This window comes from Streptomyces sp. NA04227 (assembly GCF_013364195.1).
Lineage (GTDB): Bacteria > Actinomycetota > Actinomycetes > Streptomycetales > Streptomycetaceae > Streptomyces.
In genome coordinates, this window is sequence record NZ_CP054918.1 from 4,898,524 (window position 1) to 4,921,552 (window position 23,029).

The 23,029-nt window shown below is 69.9% G+C and carries 23 protein-coding genes; 13 read left to right on the forward strand and 10 right to left on the reverse strand.

The window, feature by feature from the left end:
* Positions 1-4: 4 nt before the first annotated feature.
* From HUT18_RS20930 to HUT18_RS20960, 7 genes are all read right to left on the reverse strand, one after another.
* Positions 5-745, reverse strand: a complete 741-nt coding sequence (locus HUT18_RS20930; protein WP_254878733.1) for a hypothetical protein — start codon at positions 743-745, stop codon at positions 5-7.
* Between the two features lie 25 nt (positions 746-770).
* Positions 771-1,997, reverse strand: coding sequence for a putative T7SS-secreted protein (locus tag HUT18_RS20935; protein WP_176102121.1), 1,227 nt, complete (start codon positions 1,995-1,997; stop codon positions 771-773).
* On the reverse strand, positions 1,994-2,308 hold the full coding sequence (locus HUT18_RS20940; RefSeq protein WP_176102122.1) for a hypothetical protein: 315 nt from the start codon (positions 2,306-2,308) through the stop codon (positions 1,994-1,996). Before HUT18_RS20940 ends, HUT18_RS20935 begins: the two co-directional genes overlap by 4 nt.
* Before the next feature lie 259 nt (positions 2,309-2,567).
* The gene (locus HUT18_RS20945; protein WP_176102123.1) at positions 2,568-3,515 is read right to left on the reverse strand and encodes a hypothetical protein; all 948 of its coding nucleotides are present in this window, start codon (positions 3,513-3,515) and stop codon (positions 2,568-2,570) included.
* Positions 3,499-5,733, reverse strand: a complete 2,235-nt coding sequence (locus tag HUT18_RS20950) for a hypothetical protein (protein WP_176102124.1) — start codon at positions 5,731-5,733, stop codon at positions 3,499-3,501. Before HUT18_RS20950 ends, HUT18_RS20945 begins: the two co-directional genes overlap by 17 nt.
* Positions 5,734-5,795: 62 nt before the next feature.
* A complete protein-coding gene (locus tag HUT18_RS20955) occupies positions 5,796-6,809 on the reverse strand; it encodes a hypothetical protein (RefSeq protein ID WP_176102125.1) in 1,014 nt (337 codons plus the stop codon).
* Positions 6,806-7,459: a hypothetical protein gene (locus tag HUT18_RS20960; RefSeq protein ID WP_176102126.1), complete on the reverse strand. Its 654-nt coding sequence runs from the start codon at positions 7,457-7,459 to the stop codon at positions 6,806-6,808. Before HUT18_RS20960 ends, HUT18_RS20955 begins: the two co-directional genes overlap by 4 nt.
* Positions 7,460-8,056: 597 nt before the next feature.
* On the opposite strand from HUT18_RS20960, the gene HUT18_RS20965 reads away from it, so the two are divergent.
* From HUT18_RS20965 to HUT18_RS20990, 6 genes are all read left to right on the forward strand, one after another.
* The gene (locus tag HUT18_RS20965) at positions 8,057-8,776 is read left to right on the forward strand and encodes a hypothetical protein (RefSeq protein WP_176102127.1); all 720 of its coding nucleotides are present in this window, start codon (positions 8,057-8,059) and stop codon (positions 8,774-8,776) included.
* A 16-nt stretch (positions 8,777-8,792) separates the two neighbouring features.
* On the forward strand, positions 8,793-9,620 hold the full coding sequence (locus HUT18_RS20970) for a hypothetical protein (RefSeq protein ID WP_176102128.1): 828 nt from the start codon (positions 8,793-8,795) through the stop codon (positions 9,618-9,620).
* Positions 9,617-10,924 carry a CpaF family protein gene (locus HUT18_RS20975; protein ID WP_176102129.1) on the forward strand — a complete coding sequence of 436 codons (1,308 nt, stop codon included), beginning with the start codon at positions 9,617-9,619 and terminating at the stop codon, positions 10,922-10,924. The genes HUT18_RS20970 and HUT18_RS20975 overlap by 4 nt, the downstream gene beginning before the upstream one ends.
* A 5-nt stretch (positions 10,925-10,929) precedes the next feature.
* Positions 10,930-11,964 (forward strand): type II secretion system F family protein, encoded by a 1,035-nt coding sequence (locus HUT18_RS20980; RefSeq protein ID WP_254878734.1) that lies wholly within the window; start codon positions 10,930-10,932, stop codon positions 11,962-11,964.
* The gene (locus HUT18_RS20985) at positions 11,961-12,884 is read left to right on the forward strand and encodes a type II secretion system F family protein (RefSeq protein ID WP_176102130.1); all 924 of its coding nucleotides are present in this window, start codon (positions 11,961-11,963) and stop codon (positions 12,882-12,884) included. Before HUT18_RS20980 ends, HUT18_RS20985 begins: the two co-directional genes overlap by 4 nt.
* Before the next feature lie 178 nt (positions 12,885-13,062).
* Complete coding sequence (locus HUT18_RS20990) at positions 13,063-13,308, forward strand: hypothetical protein (protein ID WP_176102131.1); 246 nt, start codon at positions 13,063-13,065, stop codon at positions 13,306-13,308.
* 47 nt (positions 13,309-13,355) lie between these two features.
* On the opposite strand, the gene HUT18_RS20995 is transcribed toward HUT18_RS20990, so the two are convergent.
* Positions 13,356-13,586 (reverse strand): hypothetical protein, encoded by a 231-nt coding sequence (locus tag HUT18_RS20995; protein WP_176102132.1) that lies wholly within the window; start codon positions 13,584-13,586, stop codon positions 13,356-13,358.
* On the opposite strand from HUT18_RS20995, the gene HUT18_RS21000 reads away from it, so the two are divergent.
* From HUT18_RS21000 to HUT18_RS21010, 3 genes are all read left to right on the forward strand, one after another.
* On the forward strand, positions 13,558-13,932 hold the full coding sequence (locus tag HUT18_RS21000; RefSeq protein ID WP_176102133.1) for a TadE family protein: 375 nt from the start codon (positions 13,558-13,560) through the stop codon (positions 13,930-13,932). The two genes, HUT18_RS20995 and HUT18_RS21000, sit on opposite strands and share 29 nt — an antisense overlap.
* Positions 13,932-14,423 carry a TadE/TadG family type IV pilus assembly protein gene (locus HUT18_RS21005; RefSeq protein WP_176102134.1) on the forward strand — a complete coding sequence of 164 codons (492 nt, stop codon included), beginning with the start codon at positions 13,932-13,934 and terminating at the stop codon, positions 14,421-14,423. Before HUT18_RS21000 ends, HUT18_RS21005 begins: the two co-directional genes overlap by 1 nt.
* A 107-nt stretch (positions 14,424-14,530) precedes the next feature.
* Entirely contained in the window at positions 14,531-14,971 is a 441-nt protein-coding gene (locus HUT18_RS21010) for a Tad domain-containing protein (protein WP_176104700.1), read from the forward strand.
* Positions 14,972-15,066: 95 nt separating this feature from the next.
* On the opposite strand, the gene HUT18_RS21015 is transcribed toward HUT18_RS21010, so the two are convergent.
* Positions 15,067-15,807 carry a class I SAM-dependent methyltransferase gene (locus tag HUT18_RS21015; protein ID WP_176102135.1) on the reverse strand — a complete coding sequence of 247 codons (741 nt, stop codon included), beginning with the start codon at positions 15,805-15,807 and terminating at the stop codon, positions 15,067-15,069.
* Positions 15,808-16,105: 298 nt separating this feature from the next.
* Here HUT18_RS21015 and HUT18_RS21020 point away from each other — a divergent pair, with 298 nt between their 5' ends.
* Positions 16,106-16,783, forward strand: coding sequence for a hypothetical protein (locus tag HUT18_RS21020; protein ID WP_176102136.1), 678 nt, complete (start codon positions 16,106-16,108; stop codon positions 16,781-16,783).
* A 162-nt stretch (positions 16,784-16,945) separates the two neighbouring features.
* Here HUT18_RS21020 and HUT18_RS21025 read toward each other — a convergent pair whose 3' ends face one another.
* The gene (locus HUT18_RS21025) at positions 16,946-17,719 is read right to left on the reverse strand and encodes an SDR family oxidoreductase (protein WP_176102137.1); all 774 of its coding nucleotides are present in this window, start codon (positions 17,717-17,719) and stop codon (positions 16,946-16,948) included.
* A 402-nt stretch (positions 17,720-18,121) separates the two neighbouring features.
* Here HUT18_RS21025 and HUT18_RS21030 point away from each other — a divergent pair, with 402 nt between their 5' ends.
* The 3 genes from HUT18_RS21030 (at position 18,122) to HUT18_RS21040 (ending at position 22,780) form a co-directional block, all read left to right on the forward strand.
* Entirely contained in the window at positions 18,122-18,475 is a 354-nt protein-coding gene (locus HUT18_RS21030; RefSeq protein WP_176102138.1) for a VOC family protein, read from the forward strand.
* A gap of 497 nt (positions 18,476-18,972) precedes the next feature.
* Positions 18,973-21,951, forward strand: coding sequence for a BTAD domain-containing putative transcriptional regulator (locus HUT18_RS21035; RefSeq protein WP_176102139.1), 2,979 nt, complete (start codon positions 18,973-18,975; stop codon positions 21,949-21,951).
* A 97-nt stretch (positions 21,952-22,048) separates the two neighbouring features.
* A complete protein-coding gene (locus HUT18_RS21040) occupies positions 22,049-22,780 on the forward strand; it encodes an A24 family peptidase (protein ID WP_176102140.1) in 732 nt (243 codons plus the stop codon).
* Positions 22,781-23,029: the final 249 nt, after the last annotated feature.

Sequence of the window (23,029 nt, forward strand, 5' to 3'; positions counted from 1 at the left end):
CCGTTCATCCCGGCATCGCCACCCGTCGCTCCGACACGTCGTAGAGCTGGACGCTCTTCACGATCCCGGCGAACATCTGGGAGAAGACGTCCCAGCCCTCCGGTGTCGGGGTGCTCATCTCCATGACGAGGGCCGTGCCGTTCGCCAGGGGGATCTGTACCTGGATGAAGGAGGTCCAGAAGGGCTCGTCCTGCCCCGACGGGGTGATCGCCTTGTCGACGACCGCCTGCCGGGTACCCACGCAGGAGACCGCCGGTCCGCAGGGGAGGCGGAATTCGGTGACCTCGCCGATGTCCAGGGTGCGCAGCGCCAACGCGATGGACCCCACCGGGTTGCCCAGCACTCCCTCGTCGAGGTCGATCAGGGAGACGTTGACATGGGCGGTGCAGCGCGTCTCGTCGACCTCGGTCATCACGAAGCCCGAGTACTGCACGCCGGTTTCGTAGAGCAGGTCGTAGCTGGCCATGCACATGATGGCCCACTCGAACTGCATCTCCTCGCTGGCCTTGGGCAGCACGCGCTGGGACAGCGCGATCATCTGCTCGACCAGGTCGTCGATGCCGTCCGCTTCCATGGGCAGGTCGAAGAACCCGTCCGGCATCACCCAGCGCACGTGGATGAGTTCGTCCTCGGACTCTCCGGCCTTCAGGACGGTCACGGCGCCCGCGTCGATGTCGGTCTGCCCGGGTGCGTCTGCGGCCACGGCGCCGGGCGCCGTGCCGCCTTCGGGGATGGTCGCGCTCACCGGCGCTCCTTGCTCGTGTGGGGGGTCACGGGGCCGCCAGCGCCGTGTGGAAGGCCCGCGGGGTGGGCGAGGGACGGGAGGGAGCAGTGGGTGTGGGGGAAGGGCGCGGAGTGGGCGTCGGCGTGGGGCCCGTGTAGCTGTCGCCCGGGTCGCCGGTCCGTTGCCCGTTCTGCCCGTTGAAGATCTTGTGCATGGCGCTGCCGAAACCGGCGCCCTTGATCGCCGCCGTGATCTTCTCGCCCGCGATCGCGGGCCTGCCCATCTTGCCGAGGAGGCCGTTGATCCCGCTCACGGCGATACCGTTGAAGAACTTGTGGCTCACGCCCTTGAGCGCGCCCGAGCCGAACGCGCGGAACTTGGCGAGCCCCTTGACGCCCTTCAAGGCACCGAATCCCTTGATCACGCCGAGTCCCGGGAAAACGCCAAGGACATCCAGGCCCAGTTTGAGCAGATTCAGCTTGCCGCCGCGCGCGATCATGTCGTAGGCGTGGCCCGCCAGCGCCGCGGCGCTCGAAATGACGGACAGTGCGGCGAAGACCGGTGCCAGTACCTGCAAGGGTGGTACGAACGCGCAGATGACCGCGAGCGTGGCGAAGATGGCGGACATATTGGCGAAGGTGTCCGCCCAGTCCGCCAGCCAGTTCATAAAGCCGCCCGGGTCCCGGACGCCGTCGTGATGAATGATGTTCTTGATCTTCTTGGCCGCCGCCTTGGCTGCGTCATCACGAATGTCCTTGGCGCGCTCGATCTTGTTGGTACATTCCCGCATCTGGGAGAGCGCCTGGTTCTTCTGGCCCTCGATCTTCGTGCGGTCGACCGCGTCCCCGGTCTCCTTCTTGCCGCTCTCGTACGGGGCGAGCTCCTTGACGGCCTTCTTGTAGTCCGGCTCCAGTTCGCGGTACTCGCGCAGAGCCGCGTCGGCCATCCGCTGGGCGCGGTTCAGCTCACTGGCGTACTCGCTCGACTCACTGTCGCTCTCGCTCACCTTGGTGCCGATGGCCAGCGCGGCTTCGTCGTACCTGTCGTAGGCGCGCTTGAGGCGGGAGGAGGTGTTCCCGGCTATCTCGTGGAAGGCGCGGCCCGCGTCGCTGTCCCAACCCTCCACCGAGGCAAGGGCCTTGATGTTGCGGGACTGCTTGTCGATCTCGTCGGCCATGGCGCGCAGCTTCTTGCCGAGCCGCGCCACCTCGTACGGGTCCCCGGGTATCGGGTCACCTTCGTGCAGCGGTTCCCAGTCCCTTGGCCGACTCACTTCTTCTTCTCCTTGCCCTGCTTCTTCACGTCCCGCAGCGCGTCCGCCAGCTTCTTGTCGACCTCGTCGTACGTGTCGGCGGCGCCCTTGGTGAACTTGGCGAGCTTGTCGATGTCCTTCATCAGCTTTTTGCGCGTCTTCTTCCAGGTTCCGGAGAAGTCGTCGAAGATGTCGCGGAGTTTGTCGCTCCCCAACTCCTCGCTGTATCCGTCCGCCGGATTCCCGTGCTCCTTGAACTCGTCGTGGAGACGGCGCAGAGCATCGGAACAATCCCTGATCATGTCCAGATCTGCTCGTGTTCTGTCACTCACGTATTCCCCCGTGATGATGCAGTGATGGTGCCGTGATTGGTGATTCTTTGTGCGGCGATGATGATTCTTTTGTGCGGCAAGAATCTCGCGGAAACTGCGCGACACAGCCGACTGATGGTGCTGTTCTGGTGCTCGCTCGCCCCGGCCTTGATCGTCGGCGGCTCGGGGAGGGCGGGGCGTGGGTACCGATACGGCCCCACGGTCCATGGGAAGCGGGCCGCGCCCGCGGCCCCGACTGTCGCGGGTGCGACAGGCCGCCTCAGCGTCTCTTCTCTGCCTCGTCCTCGTCCAGCAACTTCTGCAGTTCCGGGGACAGTTGGGGAACCCGGACGCCCGCCTGCTGCGCGGCCGACACGGCGCGCGCGTACGACAGCGCGGCCTCGCGGAGTTCCTGCTTCGCGCTGTTGGCCCGGTCGGCGACGACCGCGATCACGGCCGCGATGACCAGGAGTGCGGCGGATCCGGCGTAGCCGACCGGCTCCCCTTCGCTGCTCGCCCAGACCGCGGGAAGGATCGCCGAGAGCAGGACCAGGCACCCGAGTTGCCCCTGCCAGCCACCGCTGTCAGCGGTCTGTTCGTACTCACGCACCGCCGACGACTTCTCCGGTACGGAAACCGGCGGTGCGGCGGCGGCACTTCCGGACTGCGGGGCGGACGCGGCGGCGTCTGCCGACAGGGGCCGCACATCCGGCAGCGTGGGTACGGGTGCGATCTCGGTCCTGTCCTGACTCGTCCGGCCCACCAGCCAGTCGGGCACCGTCGACACCGGCAGACCGTGGGCCCGCGCGACGGCCAGGACCTCGCGGTAGCCCACCAGCACCGGGTCCCGGAGTTCGCGCCGCCACAAGCCGCGTGCCGTGACGATGAGAGCGATTCCCAGGACCGTGAGCGCGGCACCGGGTGCGACGAGCGGAACGAAGTCGGATTTCGGGGCGCCCTCTTCAAGGGGCTTGGCCATCGGCAGCCCGGCCAGAAGCAGCACTCCGGCGATGGTCGTCAGACCGGCGGTCCACATGAACCAGCCGCGTTCCTTCGACCGCACTGCCGCTCTGCGCCGCGCGAGATGCGCCCGCGTGGCCTCGTCGTCGGTGAAGTCGACCCCGCAGCGCTCCCCGATGCGTGCCACTTCCGCGGCGACCCGGGAATCGGAGATCAGGACCGCACGACTGACGGGCAACTCGCCGACTGCGTCAGTGTTTCCACTCATTTCGCTCGGTTCCTCTTCCGTCACCGTCGATGTCGCCCCGAGGGACGCCTGCGTGGTCCGGCGAGGGTACCGAAGGAATATGAGCGGTCGAAGATGGGGTTCGAGGGCCCGCGAATCCGCCCTCCGGCACGACGGCCAACGGCCCCACCACCTCCTCGTACGGAACCGCCTCCCCACCCCCGTCCGCCGGAAGCAACAGATGCTGCTCGGGCAGGAGTTGAGGCGCCGCCAGGGCGAAGTTCTCGCAGAACTCGCAGACGGGAACCCAACGGCGTTGTCCCGTACGGGCGTTGAAGCGGACGTCACGGCGGACACGGGAAGGGCCGTGCAGGGGGTTGATGGCGCAGGCGTCGGTGACGGGGACGCCGGTGAGCGCGGCGCGGCCCAGTCGGGCGAGGGAGATCGCGGCCGCGGACTGGGAGGGGGTCACGGTGCGGGCGACGGTGAGGCGATGCGCGTGGGCCGGCGGGGTGTCCGGGTGGCCTAGGTGGCGCAGGGCCGCCCGCAGGTGCAATCCGGCGGCCTCCGTCGCTGCCCGTAGGGCCTGCTCCCGAGTCTCCGCCTCCGTCTCCGGGGCCACTTCCGGGTACGGGTCCAGGTCCGGGGCGAAGTCCGGTCCCCGATACGTCAACATGCCTGCCAGCAGCCTGACTTCGCGCTCGGCCATCCCGCGCAGCCACGCTGCGGACGGGTGCCGCGGCGCGTCGAAGTAGCGCAGACCCGCCGACAACCGCGGTGGCCCGCTGCGGCGTTGGCGGATCCGCACCACACCCAGCACAGCCGCGAGCAGACCGAGCAGAAACGCGGAGCCGAAGGCGCCGATGAAGAGGCCGGGCACGAAATCCCCGGAGAACAGGGGCCGTAGCTTCTTGCCCTCGGCGGGGTCCGAGGCTTCGGAGTCGTACGGCCCCGTATCGCCGTACTCGCTCTTCGGGAGGTCGTCCAGGTAGGTCAGCGCCTTGTCGAGGCGCTCGGCGAGGTCGCCTCCGGGGCGGTCGTCGGCGTCGTCGGCCGGGTAGACCAGGGACTCCGGAATGCCGTACACCTCGTCGCCCTGCTCCAGGTCCAGTTCCAAGCCCTGGTTCTCCGCGCCGATATCGCCGGTGAGGGGGTCGGCGACGAGGAACAACGCCTTCTCGACTCCGAGGCGTTGGCGCAACGCGGCGGAGAACGTGCCGCCGAATCCCTCCGACTCGTCCTCAAGCACCTGAGGCACCAGCGTGATGTAGACCTCGCCGTGCTTCCGCTTGAACTCACCGAGATGCCGCACCAGTTGGGCTCGCTGCTCGGTGCTGAGTACCTGCGGGCTCTCCGGGTCCGTGTACACCGGACTCTGCTTCAGCCCTGCGGTGACGCGGTCCAGGCGCGCCGTCATGTCGGCGGGGCGCGGGTTCGGGGCCGCGGACGTCAGCTTCTCGTCGAAGAGAAGGAGCGCGCCGCCCGCGAGAGCACCCGTGACCACGATCGCGGCGAACGCTTCGAGCGGCTTGGGGAACAGCCGGCACCGCTGGAAACGGCGCGGGTTGGCCGGACGGTTGTGCCACCACCTGCGTACGTACGGGCTGCCGAACAGGATCGCCACGGCGACGGCCGACAGCGCGATGCCGGTGGCGAAGGACTGGTTGTCGCGGTCCGAGGGGCCGATGTACATGCCGTCGGGCGGGTCCGTCTCGTACGTCCGCTCCGCCGCTTCCTCGGCGCGCTCCTCTCCTGAGGCCAAGACCTCGACGAACCGGGCGAACCCGTGCACCGGGCCCGCGTCCACCGGCATGTCGTACAGCGCCACCGTCGCCGCGTCCTCGGCGGGCACCTTCACCCCGTAGGCCTTGGCGGCCACCACCCCCGACTCGTCGACGAGTACGTACACGCCGTCGCGGCGCAGGTGCTCGTGCACCGCCTTGAGGAGCTCGTCCGGGTCCCGCTGTCCGGGAAGGACGAGGACGTAGGTGGGGACGCCGGTGGTGCGGGCCAGGCGCGTGAACTCCTCGGCGGTGAAGCGCGGTACCGAGCGGGGGAGTTGGTCGGTTACGTGGACCGGGTTTTTGCGGAGGAGGGTGGCGAGGTGGGCGGCTTGGGTGTTGAGGGGTGGGGCGGGGGAGGTGGCGGCCGGGGCCGTTGGAGCCGCCACTGCCGTCGCGGATGAGCCCAGACACAGCAGAGCGAGTACGACGAAGACCAACACCTGCCAGTGCGCCCGTTCTCTGGGGCTGATCAGCACTGGTATATGGGTTCCTCGGGGCTGCTTGGCGGCCAAGGGGCCTTTCCTCTCGCTCCGCTCAGTCAGCGGTTGATGGACTGGATTTCCTTGACGGCGACGTTCTGCTCGAACGTGGACACACCTTGCGGAAGCTCAGGTGCCTGAGGGGCGCCGTCGGGGTCAGCGGAGTCCGTCCACGTCACCTTCCACTTGACCTGAGCCTGCAAGGGGAACTCGCCGTCCCTTGAGGATCGCCGGTAGGTCACGTTGCACCCTGAGTCGCGGGTGTTCACCTGGAAGCCTGTCTTGGACTTCGCCAGATCGTAGGTACAGGAACGCGGGTCGGCGGCGTCCGTCCCCGCATCGATCTGCAATGAGACCGGCGTGGCGACCGTAGTCGCTGCGATGTTGACGTCGAAGTGGTTGAAGGTCGCCGTCACCCAGACGCGTGGGAGTGGAGCGTCGAACTTCACCTTCGTAGGGAGGTTCACGACCTGTTTGTCCGGCGTGGGGCTCAGTTCCACGCCTGGAGCCGGAAGCTTCGTCTCCGCGAAGGCGAGTCCGGCAAGGGCGAGCGGGGAGATCATGTCCGGCGGAGGGTCACCGGCTTTTCGCCACTGGACATTGGGGATCGTGGTGCACTTCTTGAGATCCTGAAACTCGATCTTCCCTGACTTCAACTGATCGACCGCGTAGGTGTTGAACCACCAAGCGCCGTCGTCGCCCTCATGGAATTCGGTTCCTTTGTCCCAGCCGGGGAGGACCTTTCCGGTCGAGGGGTCGATCGGGGCTGTCTTCTTCTTGTACTCCTTGTACTCGTCGGGGGTGAACTTCGGCTGGGCCCAGCACAGCGGTGGCTTCCAGGGACCCGAGCTCGTGTCCATTTGACTGGCGCCGGGCCCGCCGGTGAAGTTCGTCTGGTACTCAACCTGTGCCCCGATGGAGCCGTTTCCTGACGAGCCGCCGCCGCCCGTTCCCGGTGGCGGCGGTGGGGGGAAGCCGTCCTTTGCCCCGGCCGCGGTGGCCGGATACAAGAGGACCAGTGACACGAGGCCGAGGGATACGACAGTGCGGGTACCGCGCAGGAGGGTCGTCACTGGCACTCCTGGGCAGGGGTCTTTCCGGTAAGGGACTGAACGACCCACGTGCTGTTGGGAGTCTTTGTCAGGACGGCGGTATTCAGGGTGAAGTCTTCCGGGCTCGGCTCGGTCTTCTGTGCCTTGCCGGTCTTGACGTCCTTGGAGTACGCCTTCGTTTGATCCTCGCAGTACGTGACGACAGCCCGGTCCTTCGTGTTCTGGGTGATCTTCCTGTCGTAATAGCGATATGTGCCAGTGATGGTCATGCCCTCGGCTTTCGCCTTCTTGATCAAGGTGATGTAGAAGTCGCGTGCTTCACCTTCGTAGTACCGGTTCAGATAGCCGGAGTTGACGTCACGATCGACCAGGATGCGTTGCCTGGCCATCAGGCTCTCGGCCTGCTCCCGCAGGATCTGGTCCTTCAATTCGTTGCCGGTCTCCACCGGCTCGATCTCAACCTTGATGTCCTTCGGGAGCTTGAAGTCGGGAAGGTTCTGCGAGCCGCTTTCCTTGGAGGGGCTCGGGCTGCTTCCCGCAGCCGGGCTTTGCTTGTCAGCGCCGACGATCTCGTCACTGTCCTTGGAGTCGTCGCCGCCTCCGCACGCTGTCAGCGTCAGCGCTGCGCTGATGGTGAGGACAATGGCAGCTGGCAGGTTTCGGCGAATCACGGTGGTCTCCCGGTGGTGGCGAAGGTCTGGGCGGGGTCGAGTGTCGAAGGTGCTCGGTGCTGGCCTCACAGCGCAAAGACGCTAGCCCGACCCCGTCACGTTCCGCCACTGACTGTGTCGTTCCGCGCACTTGTCGCACACGTCGGGGTGGTTCTCCGTGGCCTCTGACCGTGGACGTTGCCCCCAACCTGAGGGGTTGTCCGGAGTTCCGATGTCATTTCCGCAACGCTTCGCAGCCGGTTCGCAGCCGCGTATCCGTGGCCTCGGTGCTCGCGTTCCGGAGCCGTTCCGTCGCCGTGGAACCAACTGCCCCGTAAACAGCGTGCACATGGATGGGCGCAAGGCGTTCAGGTGTGGGTTCGGGGAGGATTCGAGGGGGCTCGGATGCCTCCGTGGCCGCGCCTTGAGGGGCCTATGGGCTGCTGATACGGTGCGGAGGCTTGACGCTCGACGGGGGTTGCCCCCAAGGACCGGACGGGTCACGAGAGTTCGGAACGTCGCCGGTGTGCCGAGTGTCGCGGAGAGTGTGTTTCTCGTACGAGGTGTGCGAGTTGCACGAGTTGACCGAATTCGTCTTGGGTGTGCGGGGAGCTTTGCGTGAAGATCCAGGAGCGCGCGGGGGCGGGTAACCACCGCTCCAACGCACCGGCTCAGCCGACCATGGGGGAGCGGCTTCCCACCGCGCCTCGCGAGCGCAAACCGGCGCTTGCCGCACTCGCCGTGCTGCTCATCCTCGTCGGCGCGCTCGGCGCGACGGTGCTCGTGCTGCAGGCCGGTGACCGGGTCGAGGTCGTCAAGATCACCCAGCCTGTCGAGGCGGGGGAGTCGGTCACCGACGACAAGGTGACCTCGGTGATGGTCGCCAAGGACGACAGCATCCACTACGTGAAGTGGTCGCAGCTCAGCAGCCTGAAGAAGCTGAAGGCCCGGCACTCCATTCCGGAGGGAGTGCTGGCCGTGGGTGAGCTGTTCGGTGAGGAGAGCGGGCTGCCCGCCGGGAAGTCCTCCGTCGGTCTCGCCTTGGACGAGGGCCAGTATCCGGCCGGGCTGAAGTCGGGGGATGTCGTGGCCGCCTACCAGGTCACCAAGAACCCGAGCAGCGGCAACACCGACGACAAGGACGACGCCGCGCCCGGCGCGGGGGGCTCCCCGATCGTGCCCGACGCCCGGGTGGAGTCGCTGGCCCAGAAGGACAGCGGCCAGATCTCCAGCGGCAAGCTCACCCTGAACCTCATCGTCAACTCCGACGACGCGGCAGCCCTGGCCTCCGCCGCGTCCGCGGGCGAGGTCGCGCTGGTGCGCGTCCCGAACAGCTGAGGCGCGGGTCACACACATGGCGCTCATCGCTCTTGCCGCCGACAAGGGTTCGCCCGGCGTCACCACCGCGGCCGTCGCCCTCGCCGCCGTCTGGCCGCGGCGGGTGCTGCTCGCCGAGACGGACCCGGCGGGCGGCGACCTGGTCTACCGCAGCGCGGCCGCGCACGGCGGGCCGCTGAACCCCAACACCGGGATGCTGTCCATAGCGGCGACCGCGCGCAGGGGCCTCGTACCGGATCAACTCTGGGACCACACACAGCCGTTGAGCGGTGGACTGGAAGTGCTCGTCGGGCTCGGGATCGCCGAGCAGGCGGCCGGGCTCGCCGGTCTGTGGCCGACGCTCGGGCGGGCCTTCGCCTCGCTCGCCGACTCGCCGCACGCGCCCGCGGACGTCATCGCGGACTGCGGACGTATCAGCGGGGACACCCCGGTGATGGAGATGTTCCCGCAGGCGGCGCTGCTGCTCCTGGTGGCGCGGGCCGAGCCGGAGTCGCTGGCGCGGGTGCGGGACCGGGCGGCCGCGCTGTCCGCGAAGCTGCACGGCGGGCCGCGGGGCGCCGCCTCGCTCGCGACGCCGCTGATCGGGGTCGTCCTGATCTGCGACACCGGTGACGCGCCCAAGATGGTGCACCAGGTCAACGAGATGCTCATGGCCGCGCAGACCGGCGCCCGCGTCTTCGGCACGCTGGCCCACGACCCGTCCGGCGCCGAGCAGTTGGCCGGGCGCAAGCGCGGACGGCTCGACAAGTCGCTGCTGATCCGCTCGGCGCGCAAGGTGACCGTGGACCTCTACCAGCAGTACGGCACCGCCTGGCAGACGCCGGCCGCGGGAGCCGGGCGATGAGTTCCGTCGACCATCAACTGGTGAAGCGGTTCCGGCAGGACGCCGGTGACCGTATCGCCGAGCAGCGCCGCCTGGACCAGGTGTCCGGTGTCACGCCGATGTCCGGCGAGGACGAACGGCAGTACGCGCGGGCGGTGATCGCGCAGATCCTGGAGGAGTACGCGCGCGCCGAGATCAGCGCGGGCCGTACGCCGCTGGACGCGGAGACCGAGGAGCAGTACGCGGCCGCCGTGCACGCGGCGCTGTTCGGGGTGGGCCGCCTTCAGCCGCTGCTCGACGACGCCGAGGTCGAGAACATCGACATCAACGGGTGCGACCAGGTCTTCGTCGGCTACGCGGACGGCCGTGAGGTCACGGGCGAGCCGGTCGCCGAGTCCGACGAGGAGCTCATCGAGCTGATCCAGATCCTCGGTGCGTACTCGGGTCTGTCCTCGCGTCCCTTCGACTCCGCGAACCCGCAGCTCGACCTGCGGCTGCCGGACGGTTCGCGACTGTCCGCCGTGATGGACGTGACGCGCAGGCCCGCGCTGTCGATCCGGCGTGCCCGGATGGGCAAGGTCTTCATGTCCGACCTGGTGGGCAACGGCACGCTCACCCCGGAGGTCGCGCACTTCCTGGCCTGCGCGGTACGGGCCCGTAAGAACATCATGATCGCCGGGGCCACCAACGCCGGAAAGACCACCCTGCTGCGGGCGCTCGCCAACGAGATCCCGCCGCACGAGCGTCTGATCACCGTCGAACGCGCCCTGGAGCTCGGCCTCGACACCTTCACCGATCTGCACCCGAACGTCGTCGCGTTCGAGGAACGGCTGCCCAACTCCGAGGGGCAGGGCACCATTTCGATGGCGGAGCTGGTGCGGCGGTCACTGCGTATGAACCCCTCGCGGGTCATCGTCGGTGAGGTGCTCGGCGACGAGATCGTCACCATGCTGAACGCCATGTCGCAGGGCAACGACGGCTCGCTGTCGACGATCCACGCGAACAGCTCCAGCGAGGTGTTCAACCGTATTTCCACCTACGCGCTCCAGGCCACCGAGCGGCTGCCCATCGAGGCGAGCCAGATGCTGGTGGCGGGCGCGGTGAACTTCGTCGTGTTCATCCAGCGGCGCAACAACTACCAGAGCGGCGGGCGTCTTCAGCGCATGGTGACCTCGGTCCGCGAGGTCAACGGCGTCGACGGCCGGGTGCTGTCCAGCGAGGTCTTCGCCGAGGCGCCGGGCGGGCAGATCGTCCCGCACGCGCCCATATCCTGCCTGGAGGAACTCGCTGCCTTCGGCTACCGGCCCACCGGGAACTGGGGGTGAGCACGATGACGGACACGAGTGGCGTCCCGGGTACCGCGGCCGGGAGCCTCGACTCGCTGGGCTCCATGGGGGGACTGTTCTCCACCACGGTCCTGTACTCGCTGGGCTGCGGTGTCGCGGTCGGCGGCGGGCTCGCGCTGCTGCTGATCGCGGTGCGCGGACTGCCCGCGAAGCCCGCGCACGAGAAGGCGAAGTCCGGTGAACGGGCCGGTGAGCTCCTGCGGTTCGCCGGTCAGCGCGGCTCGATGGCCGGTGGTGCGGGCCTGGTGGTACTGCTGCTCACCCGCTGGGCGGTCGCCGGTATCGCGGCCGGAGTGCTGGTCTTCTTCTGGGACAAGCTGTTCGGCGGCGCCGCCGAGGAGCGCGCCGCGATGCGCCGGGTCGAGGCGCTGGCCGCCTGGACCGAGTCGCTGCGCGACACCATCGCCGGAGCCGTCGGCCTGGAACAGGCCATCCCCGCCTCCGCCCGCGCCGCCGCGCCGGTGCTGCGCCCGCACCTGGACGCCCTGGTGGACCGGCTGCGTGCCCGTACGCCGCTGCCCGACGCGCTCCAGACCCTCGCCGACGAGATCGACGACGCCTCCGCCGACATCATCGTCGCCGCCCTGATCCTCAACGCCAAGCTGCGCGGCCCCGGTCTGCGACAGGTCCTCGGCGCGCTCGCCAAGTCGGCGCGCGAGGAGGTCGACATGCGCCAGCGCGTGATGGCCCAGCGTGCCTCCACCCGGCGCTCGGTGCAGATCGTCGTCGCCGTCTCGATCGCCTTCGTGCTCGGCCTGTCCATCTTCAACCGGGAGTTCGTCTCGCCGTACGGCACGGCGGTCGGGCAGCTCGTACTCGCCTGCGTCTGCGGCCTGTTCGCGCTCGGCTTCTGGTGGCTGCGCAAGCTGTCGACCATCGACACCCCGGAGCGCTTCCTGGTGCACGACGAGCCCGGCGTGCAGTTCGTACGGCCGCGAGCGGGCGCGCCGGCCGGTCCGCCGCCGCAGCAGGGCCAGGCCCAGACTCTGCCCAGCCATGACGAGGGGGCCCGCCGATGAACCTGACCATGCCGGTGATCGTCGGTGCCGTGCTCGGCCTCGGCATCTTCGCCCTCGTACGGGCGTTGATGCCGTCCAAGCGCAGTGCGGTGGCGACCGTCGCACGGATCGACGCGATGCGGGCGCGCGGCGCCTCGCTGGAGTCCTCGCGCGGCCGGGAGCAGGAGTCCGGGCGGCTTGCCGGGGTGCGTTCCAGTGTCGGGCAGCGGGTCGCGGAGTTCTACCTCCAGCAGGGCTGGGAGCAGCGCTCGCTCCGCGCCGACCTGGCCGTACTCGACCGTGGCTGGGAGAAGTTCCTGGCCACGAAGGTGCTGCTGGCGGCGGCCGGTGTGTTCTTCGGGCCGTTCATGTTCGCCGTCGTGTGGACCCTCGGCTTCGGCAGCAGCCCGATCATCCCGGTCTGGCTGGCGCTGATGTTCGCCGCGCTCTTCTTCTTCCTGCCGGACCTGGAGGTACGCCGCGACGCCGCCGACAAGCGCCGCGACCTGCGCCGGGTCATCGGCGCCTATCTCGACCTGGTCTCGATGAGCCTGGCCGGCGGGCGCGGTCTGCCCGAGGCGCTGATGGCGGCGGCGGAGATCTCCGACGGCTGGGCCACCCAGCGCATCCGCAACGCGCTCGCCGACGCCCGGATCACCGGCATCAGCCAGTGGCAGGCGCTCGGCCAGCTCGGTGAGGAACTGGGCGTGGAGGAGCTGAAGGACCTCTCCGCCTCGCTCGCCCTGGTCGCCGACGACGGCGCCAAGGTCCGCGAGTCGCTCGCCTCCCGCGCGGAGACGATGCGGCACCGCGAACTCGCCGAGATCGAGGGCAGCGCGGGCGAGAAGTCGCAGTCCATGCTCGTCGCGCAGCTGCTGCTGTGCGCGGGCTTCCTTGTCTTCCTGATCTTCCCGGCGGCGATGCGTGTGTTCCAGGTCTGATACGGCAGCCGGCGGCCGCAACCGCGTGGCGCACCATGGGTGTGGTACCCGAGGAGCGACAAACAGCGGCAACAGCGCGGCAGAACAGCACAAGTAGCGGCATGCACCGACAAGTACCGGCGGAAACCGCCAAGTTCGGGCAACTGAACCACAGAGCACTGAGAGGAACGAGTAAGCCATGAACGGACCGCGATTCAGCCACCCCGCTGTGGACTTCCTGATCACCTTCCTGAAGACCCGTGTCGAGCGGGCGCGTTCGGGCGAGCTCGACCGTGGTGCCTCCGCCGTCGAGTGGGTGATCATCTCGGCCGTCGTCGTCGCCATCGTCGGCGTCGTCGCCGCGATCATCAACGAAGCCCTCAAGGGCGGCGCGGACAAGGTCGGCGACTGCATCGAGGGCGCGGACGCCAGCAAGACCTGCTGACCGGCCGCGAGAACGGTACGGGGCCGAAGCGGTACCGGGCCGGGACGCTACGAAGCCGAGGCGGTACCGAGGCGGTACGAAGCCGAGGCGGTACCGAGGCGGTACGAAGCCGAAGCGGTACGGAGCGGAAGCAGGAGGACCGGGCCGGTGAACGCCGGGCCGAAGGACGAGAGCGAGTAACGGGTGTCGCGCGTGCGCAGATGGGTTCGTCGGAGGGTGGAGGCTGCCTCCACCCACGGCGACTCCGGTATGAGCGCGATCGAGTTCGTGCTGCTCACGCCGATCCTGTTCTTCATGATCTTCGCGACGGTCCAGTTCGCGCTGTATCTGTTCGCCGACCACATCGCCCAGGCCGCCGCCCAGGCGGGCGCCCGCAAGGCACGCGCCACGGCCGACGCGGAGCCCGGCGCCTGGCGCGGCAAGGCCCGCGAGGTGGTCGACGACTACATCGAGCAGCTCGGCCCGAAGCTCGTCCTCGGCCCGGACGTCGACATGCTCCAGCCGGAGCAGAACACCGTCGGCGTCGAGATCACCGCCAAGATCCCCTCCGTGTTCCCCGGTCTCGACCTCACCGTGCACGCCCAGTCGAGCGGCCCGGTGGAGCGGTTCGTGGAGGACAACTGATGGCGGGGGTACGGGAGTTCGGCAGTGCCCGGGCGGGTGGTGCGGCGCTGCGCGTGTCCTTCGGGGCGCGACGGCGCGCGCTGGCGCGGCGGGCGCGCGGCGGCGACGCGGGCCTGTCCACCGTCGAGGTCGTCATCCTCGCCCCGGTGATGATCCTGTTCATCCTCGTACTCGTCGCCTTCGGCCAACTCGTCGACGGCCGGGGCGCCTTGGACGGTGCCGCCCGTGACGCGGCACGCGCGGGCTCCATCCAGAAGGACCACGCCACCGCGCTCGCCGAGGCACGCAAAGCGGCCAAGGCCGATCTGGAGGACGTCTGTTCGGGCCCGGTGACGGTACGGCAGACCAGCGTCGGCTTCGAGAACGACACCCTGTTCACCGTCGAAGTGAGCTGTGAAGTAAGAGGACTTGGGATGCTCGGCCTGAATGTCCCCACCACCCTGAAGGCCAGCTTCAGCTCGCCGCTCGACCCCTTCAAGAGGGTCGAGTGAACGGCGGCGGGCCGGGGCGCCCGGCGGCAGAGGGAGCGGCACATACGGCCGGACGTACGTCCCGCCGCTCGGCTCCGCGTACGGTCCGGTCCGTCGTACGCGGCTGGCTGGCCGCGCGTACGGACCGGCTGGACGACCGGGGCAGCGGCGCCGGAGCCGTCATCATCTTCGCCCTCGTCTTCCTGACCCTGGCCGCGTTCGTCATCGACGGCGGCCTGTCCATCTCCAAGCGCGAACGCGCCGCCGACATCGCCGAACAGGCCGCCCGTTACGCCGCCCAGGACATCGACCGCGAGTGCCTCTACCAGAACTGCGGGGGCAACGAGGCACCCATCAACTACCAGAACTGCGGCGCCCGGGTGAAGGCCTTCGGCCGCGAGATGGGCATGACCGCCGCCGACATCGCCGCGAGCCACTGCGTCACGGCCAATGCCGACCAGGTCGAGGTCGAGGTCCAGCTCACCTACGACCCGGTGTTCACCGGTCTGTTCTACGGCGGCGCGATCACCGTGAAGGGCCGGGCCGTGGCGGAGAACCAGGTCGGTTAGGGCCTCCAGCGAGAGGCCCCAGGCACTAGGCATGCCCGGCGGATCGGGTGACCGTGCGTATCAGCCGGACAGGGTCTGGGCAGGCCCGGCGGAACTTACGGTTTGTGGGTTACCCAGAGCAGTTCCGCCGGCCAGCGGTGTGCCCAGTCGGGTGGGTCGGTTTCGTTGTAGCCGTTGGGTGTTCCGAGTTCGGGCCGCGGTTCGATGAGGTCGTCGATGAGGAGACCCGCGCCGCGCAGGACCTTGACCCAGTCGCCGTAGGTGAGCTGATAGCTGGTCGCGCCGTTGCCTTCGGCGATGGTGTTCAGGCCGAAGTAGTCCTGCTGCAGCGTCGTGGTCACGCGGTCGGCGGCTTCGTCGTAGCACGCTTCGAACCATGGGCTGGCGACGTTGAACACCAGGCGCCCGCCTCGGGCCAGGACGCGTGCGGCCTGCGGGACGGCCAGGTGCGGGGGCGCCCAGCTGAGCCCACCGAAGTCGCAGAACACCAGGTCGAAGCTGTCGGCGGCGAAGGGGAGTTGTTCGGCGGCACCTTGCACCAGCGGGTAGCGGGCCGCTCCCATCGCGCGGGCCGCTGCGGCGAGTTGGGCTTCGGACAGGTCGAGCCCGACCACGGTGGCGCCCTCGGCGGCGAGCGCCCTGGACCACTGGCCGGCGCCGCAGCCGAGTTCGAGGACGCGCTTGCCGGTGACATCGCCCAGGGCGTGCAGGTGCGCGTCGGGGAGGGAGTACATGCCCCACAGCCGGGGTGCGGCGCCGATCTGCGGGTCGTGCTCGTGCTGGTAGGCGCTGCTGATCCGGTTCCAGAGCCGCCGGTTGGCGGGGATGCTCTCCATGTGCCGACTCCAGCACTGCCTGCCGGGGCGGTCAACACGATTAGGGGTACTGGCCGGCCCTCGCCTCGGTCCGGCCCCGACTCGGCCGTGATCGGCCGGACGAGCCCCGGTCCCGACGAGGGCACCGGCGGCGGCCTCCACCGTCAACACGGCTGCGGGTAGCGCCGATTGGCCGGAACCCGAGCCGCTCCGGGCGCCGGGGACCGGGTTTCCGGTACCCAGGAGTCCCGTGCGGATTCCGGCGCCCCGGTCGACGACCGTCAGCGCCGCACGGACCCACTCTGGGAAGGAGCGCGCAATGCTCGGCAGTCAGGGCGAGGAGCCGCCCGTCGCCCCGGTCCACTGGCAGTCCCTGACCTACTTCACGGTCACGGACCTCGAACGGGGCGCGGGCCCCGGCAGCAAACCGGTCAAGGGCCGCCTCGCGGTACGCCGGCCCAAGGAGCAGGGCGCGCGCAGTACCTTCGCCCCCGGCGTCTTCGTCGTACCCGCCGAGGACGGCAGCCGCGCCTACCGCCTCCACGAGGCCGACGGCGAGGGCGAGTTGCTGTGCCGGGTCACCCCGGTACCGGGCACGGGCGGCGAACGCTTCCGGGTCAACGACGAACTCGGCACCGAACTGGGCACCGTCCACCGCACCCCCGCCGCCCGGCGCACGGTCCAGCACGGCTGGTGGCTGACCCAGCCCGGGTACGGGGAGGTCGTGGCGCGCTACCACTGGGTGAAGGGCAGCGTGGAGGAGACGACCGGCGAGCCGGCGGGCGCGTTCCTCGGCGGCATGTTCGGCGCGCTGTCCGGCCTCGGCGCGGAGGACGGCGACCAGCCCACCGCCTCGCGCAAACCCGTCACCTGGGTCGCCGACGGCAAGGTGGCCATGACCTCGCAGGCCCGCGGGGGTTACCGCGCCTACCTGGTGCGCGCACCGTGGCTGGACCAGCGGCTCGCGTTCGCGCTGGCGGTGTTGCGGGAGGTCTGAGGAGCAACGGGGCGGCCGGGACCGGGCGTTGGCGGCCGACCCTTGCCGTAGGAACGAGACTCGCGACGACGGCGAGGGTGCCGAATGAGCCGCTACGGGGAGACGCCCACGGTGGAGCGTGGCGGGTTCCGGATCAGAGGGTGGTGCGCGGCGGGTTCCGGATCAGAGCCGCGACCCTCCACTCGCGTCCACGACCTGGCCCGTTACCCACCGCGACGCGTCGGACGCCAGGAACGCGATGACGTCGGCCACGTCGCCGGGCTGTCCGACGCGGCCGAGGGCCGACATATCCGCCGCCATCCGCGCGCCCGCGGGGTCGCCGTGCAGCATGCCCGCGGTCATGTCGGTGTCGGTGATCCCCGGGGACACGGCGTTCACGGTGATGCCGCGGCTGCCGACGGCCTGCGCGAGAGTGCGGGTGAGGATCTCCACGGCGCCCTTGGTCATGCTGTACGCGAGGGCGTCGGGCACCGCGATACGTGCCGTACCGGACGAGACGTTGATGATCCGGCCGCCGTCGCGCAGTCGCTTCAGGCCCTGCTGGGTGAGGAAGAACGGGGCACGGACGTTGACCGCGAAGACCTCGTCGAACACCTCCCGCGTGGTCTCCTCGATGCTTGCGCGCGGGGCCACACCGGCGTTGTTGACCAGAATGTCGAGCCCGGCGGCGGCGCCGTGGTCGAGTGCCTGCCGGTCGAACTCCGACCAGAGGGTCTCCGCGTCCCCGTGCACTCCAAGCTCGGCCTTCACCGCGAAGGCCGCCCCGCCTTCGGCACGTATGGCCTTCACCACCTCCTCGGCGGCGGCCTCGTTCCGCCCGTAGTGCACGGCGACCAACGCGCCCTCCTTCGCCAGCCGTTCGGCCGCCGCCCGTCCGATGCCCCTGCTGCCGCCGGTCACCAGCGCGGTCTTTCCCGTCAACGAGCCCATGCCCATCCCTTCTTCTCTTCGGGTCTTCCTCGTGTACTTCGGCCTGCTTGGTCCGCCGTGCTCGGTCCGCGCTGCTCGGTCCCTCTTGTGCAGCGGCTTGCTCGACGCGGCAACGGCCTGCTCCGACAGGTCGGTTGATCTTCAGGATCCGGTACGGGCGTGCCGCGCCGAAGGCCGATACGAACACGGGGCCGAATGAGGACCATGGAGAGGGTCATGGAGGGGAGGAATGGCCGGTGTGGGTGGGTGAGGGCGGCCTGGGGCTCCAACTGGTCGTGACGGTGCGGGAGTTGGTCGCTGGCCCCGATGTGGAGCGCCCTGGGTGGGTGAGGGGCGCTTGGGCGCGGGCCCGACGGGCGAGGTCAAAGTGCCTGTCGTCCGAAGCTCCGGCCGGTCTAAGCTCTCCGGATGACCTTGGAATGGGAACAAGTAATCGTTCACTCGGCGGACCCGGTGGCCTTGGGAACTTGGTGGGCGGAGGCTCTCGGCTGGGTTGTCGTCCACGCCGATGACGAGGAGTTCGAGATCCGCCCGGCGCCGGATCGTACGCCGGGGCTGGACTTCGTCAAGATCGACGAGGTCAAGAAGGCCAAGAGCCGTCTGCATCTCGACTTCAGGCCCGACGACCAGGACGCCGAGGTGGCTCGTCTGGTGGCCCACGGCGCGAAGCGTGTCGACATCGGCCAGGGTGATCAGTCGTGGGTCGTTCTGGCAGACCCCGAGGGGAACGAGTTCTGCATTCTTGGTCAGCGGAGTCAGTAGGGCTCACGGCTGAGTCCGTCGACGGTGAAGCCGAGTCCGTTGAGGGAAAGCCGAGTCCGGCGACTCTGAATCCGAAGTAGTCGCTGGTGGAACGTTCGGGGCGGGCGGCGTGGAGGATGCGCCGCCCGCTCGCGCCGCAGGGTCCTGGAGGGTGACCGCAGGCGTTACCTCCTTTGTCCCCGCCGCCCCTTCTCGCGGGTGTCCTCAATTCGTCGTCGCCTCTCCTGGCCCCTCCCGGCCCCGCCCGGCCCCTGGCAAATCGTCGCCAAGTCGGTTCACCTGGTGAAAAAGGCGGTATTCGCGGCAGCTCGCGGCAAGCCGAACCAAGTTATCCACAGGCCGTGACCGGGCTTCGACACCGTCCGTACGATCTCAGTAGTCTCAAACGAGTTCGACGGATCAGTACCGCCACCATCCACGACCATCACCGTGGTCCTCGCCCCTGGCAGGGCCGCGCACACCGGATTCAGCACACACCACACACGGGGACTTCCGCCATGGCGCGCTCCACCTCACGATCGGCAGGCTCGAGCAGTCGGTCGAACCAGCCGCGTACGCAGTCGCTGCCGCGCAGCCGTACGTTCTTGGACTTCGTGCGGGCGTTCTTCGCGTTCGTCGCACTCGTGGTGCTGCTGGTCGCCGTGCCGGGCGCGCTGGTGATCGCGGTGGGCTGGCCGCTGCCGAGCGGGACGCCGTCGATGGACTGGCTCCAGCAGGAGATCACGGTCAACACCTTCATCGGGGTGCTCACCGTGGCCGTCTGGCTGGCCTGGGCCCAGTTCACCGCCTGTGTACTGGTGGAGATCAAGGCGGCCGTCTCCGGTGTCGGCGTACCGGGGCGGGTGCCGGGTGCCGGGCCGAGCCAGCTGCTGGCGCGGCAGTTGGTGGCCGCGATCCTGCTGCTCGGGGCGACGGCGGCGAGCTTCGCGCCCGGGCTGTCGCAATTCGGGCAGCAGTTGACGGAACCGGACAAGGCGCCGGTCGCCTCGGCGCAGCAGACCCCGGGTCTGTTCGGGCAGGAGCGGCAGACCGCGGCACAGACCGCGAGCGCGGTGGCCGAGCAGGCGCAGAACGCCGCGGGCCAGGCGAACGAGGGCGGCAGCACGGCCAAGGACGACACGAAGTTCTACCGGATCCAGCCGCCCGAGGGCCGTCACCACGACTCGCTGTGGGAGATAGCGGAGCGCCACCTCGGCGACGGCCGCAGGTACCACGAGATCTACGAACTCAACAAGGACCGTACGCAGCCCGACGGTTCGAAGCTCAGCCAGGCGAGCCTGATCCGGCCGGGCTGGATCATGGAGATGCCGGGTGACGCCCGCGGCGGCGAACTCGTGGAGATGCCGCAGCAGGCGCCCGAGATCTCGCCCGAGCTCGAGCAGCAGATCAGCGACTACTCCAAGACCGGCGACCACGGTCAGGGCGGCGGACAGCAGGGCGGCGGCAGCGGTGCCGTCGACCAGGACACCACCGACATCACGCTGCCCACCCAGCGCCCTTCCGGCGACGCGGGCTTCGAGCACGCGGACCTGCCGAGCGCCCCGCAGACCAGCGCCTCCTCGTCCGAGGACAGCGGCTTCTCCTTCGGGCTGCCGGAGGCACTGATCGGCGCCCCGCTGCTCGCGGCCGGACTCCTCGGCGCGCTCGGTGTCCGGCGCAGGCACGCGCTGTGGCAGTCGGCGATGGGCGCGGTGCGCGGCCGCGGCATGGAGCCGCCGACGCCCACCGGGGACGCGGCCGACGCCCAGGACGCGCTCCTCGTCGGCGCCGACCCGCGGTCGGTGCGACTGCTCGACCACTCGCTGCGCGGCCTCGCCGCCGCGCTCGCCACCGAGTCCCGCCCGCTGCCCACGGTCTACGCGGCCTGGCTGAGCAACGGCGACCTGCACCTCCAGCTCGCCCAGCCCGCGGGTGAACCGCCCGCGCCCTGGCAGCTCGGCCAGGACCAGACCTTCTGGATGCTGGCGAGGTCCGACGCCGAACAGTACGAAGAGGCCGAGACCGCCGCCCCGTACCCCGGTCTGGTCAGCCTCGGCACCATGGACGACTCGCGGCTGCTGCTCAACCTGGAGGCCGTGCCCGGCATCGTCTCGCTGAGCGGCAGCGCCGAGGACCGGGCCGCCGTCTTCGCCTCCGTGGCGGCCGAACTCGCCACCAACGGCTGGTCGGACCGGATGACCATCACCCTCGTCGGCTTCGGCCAGGACCTCACGCCGCTCGCGCCGAACCGGCTGCGGCACCTGGAGGACATCGAGGCCCTCATCGAGACGATGGAGGCCGAGACCCGGCAGCGGCGCGGCGCGCTCGGCGCCGCCGGTCACGACTCGGTGCTCACCGGCCGCACCGGCCCGGCCCAGCACACGCGTTGGGCTCCGCACCTGGTGCTGCTCGCCGCCGAGCCGGACGCCGAGGACGCGGTCAAGCTCGCCGAACTCGCCGCCGACGCGAGCAGGCTCGGCATCGGCTACCTCGTGGGCACCGAGTCCGGTGATCTGCCGGGCGCCGCCTGGGAGATGGAGATCACCGCCGAGGGACGGCTGCTCGCGCCGCTGCTCGGTCTCGAACTCGACGCGCAACTGCTGCCCCAGGCACAGCAGCGCGCCGTGGTGGACCTCTTCCTCGGCGCGGACCCCGAGGCGGCGGAGGCCGGCTCCGGCAACACCGCCGAACGCCCGCCGTTCCTGGTCGACGTCACCGAGCAGGGCAGGCCCGCGGTCTACGCCCGCCTGGTCGGACCGTACGAGATCATGGGCCTGGACAGCCCCGACGACGAGCGCAGCGCGCAGTTGCACGAGGCGCTCGCACTGCTTCTGCTGCACCGCGAGGGTGTGCACCCGCGGGTGCTGGCCTCCGCGCTCTGGCCGCGCGGCGTCACCGAGGACGTGCGCGACGCGCTGATCGGGCGGCTGCGCGACTGGCTCGGCGCCGACCCGGACGGCAGGCCGCGGCTGGGCACCGACGGCACCGGGCGGCTCACACTCGCCAAGTCGGTGGTCTCCGACCTGGACGTACTGCGCTCGCTGTACCACGAGGCGACGCAGGGCAGGGGTGTCGGCAACCGTGCCGTCAGGGGCCGTCTGCTCACCGACGCGCTGGTACTGGTCCGCGGGCCGTTGCTGCCGGACCGTCCGCGTGGCCGGTACGGCTGGCTCACGCACGAGATCATCGACGCGCAACTGCCGCTCCTGGTCGCCGACACCGGGCTGGCGCTCGCCGAGTTCCACCTGGAGAAGGACCGGGCCGAGCGCGCCATCGAGGCACTGAACGCCGCCCTCAACTCGGCCCCCTCCGACGAGCGCCTGTGGCACGAACTGCTCCGCGCCACACACTCCCTCGGCGACACCGAACGCCTGCGTGCGCTCGCCACCGACCTGATCACCAGGAGCGGCGCCCGCGGTCTGCCGCCACGCACCGAGGCCCTCCTCGACGAGTTGTTCCCGGCCTGGCGGGGCGACGCCTCGGCGTCCGCGGGATGAGCGGGCGCACGGGGCGGCGGGCGGCGGTGGGTCGGACTGGGGCAGGACGGGCTGTGGCGGGTCGGACTGCGGCAGCCCCGGCCACGGCGGGCCGACCATGACCACCGCCCTCTGGCTGGTCCCCGCCGCCGCGCTGTGGGGCGCCGCCGCCGGAGTTCTGCTGCCGAGGCCCGCGTACCGGCTCGCGGTGCCCTCCGGCGAGGACTGGCACGAACGGACCCCGCGGGGGCGGCGGTTCACCGGTCCGGGGCGCGGCTGGCTGGGACCTGCCCGGGACGGCGGTGCGTACGGGCCCTCCACCCCGCTGACCTCGTTGGCGACCGCGCTGGTGTGCGGGGCGCTGGCTCACGCCACCGGTGCCCGGCCCGAGCTCGGCGCCTGGCTGCTCCTCGCGCCCGTCTTCGTCCTGCTCGCGATGGTCGACTTCCGCGTACAGCGGCTGCCGGACGCGCTGACGCTGCCGCTCGCGGGCGGATCGCTGCTCCTCCTGGGCGGGGCGGCGTTGCTACCGGACCACGGTGGCCGCTTCCTCGGCTCGGTGTACGGAGTGCTCGGGCTGGGCCTCCTCTTCTTCGTCCTGTTCCTGATCAGCCCGCGCGGTATGGGCTTCGGCGATGTGAAGCTCGCGCTCGGGCTCGGCGCGGTCCTCGGCTGGTACGGCTGGGGCGCCCTGGTGACGGGCGTCTTCGTCGGCTTCCTGCTCGGAGCGCTGTACGGGGTGGGCCTGGTCGCACTGCGCAAGGCGGGCCGCAAGTCCTCGATCCCGTTCGGCCCCTTCCTCATCGCGGGCGCGTTCCTCGGCGTACTGCTCGGGGGGTACGCGGCCTGACCCCGGACGACGGACGCGGCTTGAGCCGGCGGCGGCGTACGGGGACGAGCGGGCGGTCATCGGTCCCGGGGCTGCAGGTCCTGGGGCTGCAGGTCCTGGGACTGCCGATTCTGGGACCGGCGAACCCGGGACTGCCGATCCAAGGACTGCCGACCCAAGGACTGCCGACCCAAGGACTGCCGACCCAAGGACTGCCTAGCCGCGGACCACCGCCCCAGGACCACCGGGCGCCGAACCCCACGAACCCCT

Bases quoted from the DNA above. Each gene is read 5' to 3' on its own strand.
- HUT18_RS20945 (WP_176102123.1), bottom strand. From the start codon at position 3,515: ATGAGTGGAAACACTGACGCAGTCGGCGAGTTGCCCGTCAGTCGTGCG.
- HUT18_RS20970 (WP_176102128.1), top strand. From the start codon at position 8,793: ATGGCGCTCATCGCTCTTGCCGCCGACAAGGGTTCGCCCGGCGTCACC.
- HUT18_RS20975 (WP_176102129.1), top strand. From the start codon at position 9,617: ATGAGTTCCGTCGACCATCAACTGGTGAAGCGGTTCCGGCAGGACGCC.
- HUT18_RS20980 (WP_254878734.1), top strand. From the start codon at position 10,930: ATGACGGACACGAGTGGCGTCCCGGGTACCGCGGCCGGGAGCCTCGAC.
- HUT18_RS20985 (WP_176102130.1), top strand. From the start codon at position 11,961: ATGAACCTGACCATGCCGGTGATCGTCGGTGCCGTGCTCGGCCTCGGC.
- HUT18_RS20990 (WP_176102131.1), top strand. From the start codon at position 13,063: ATGAACGGACCGCGATTCAGCCACCCCGCTGTGGACTTCCTGATCACC.
- HUT18_RS21000 (WP_176102133.1), top strand. From the start codon at position 13,558: ATGAGCGCGATCGAGTTCGTGCTGCTCACGCCGATCCTGTTCTTCATG.
- HUT18_RS21005 (WP_176102134.1), top strand. From the start codon at position 13,932: ATGGCGGGGGTACGGGAGTTCGGCAGTGCCCGGGCGGGTGGTGCGGCG.
- HUT18_RS21015 (WP_176102135.1), bottom strand. From the start codon at position 15,807: ATGGAGAGCATCCCCGCCAACCGGCGGCTCTGGAACCGGATCAGCAGC.
- HUT18_RS21020 (WP_176102136.1), top strand. From the start codon at position 16,106: ATGCTCGGCAGTCAGGGCGAGGAGCCGCCCGTCGCCCCGGTCCACTGG.
- HUT18_RS21025 (WP_176102137.1), bottom strand. From the start codon at position 17,719: ATGGGCATGGGCTCGTTGACGGGAAAGACCGCGCTGGTGACCGGCGGC.
- HUT18_RS21030 (WP_176102138.1), top strand. From the start codon at position 18,122: ATGACCTTGGAATGGGAACAAGTAATCGTTCACTCGGCGGACCCGGTG.
- HUT18_RS21035 (WP_176102139.1), top strand. From the start codon at position 18,973: ATGGCGCGCTCCACCTCACGATCGGCAGGCTCGAGCAGTCGGTCGAAC.
- HUT18_RS21040 (WP_176102140.1), top strand. From the start codon at position 22,049: ATGACCACCGCCCTCTGGCTGGTCCCCGCCGCCGCGCTGTGGGGCGCC.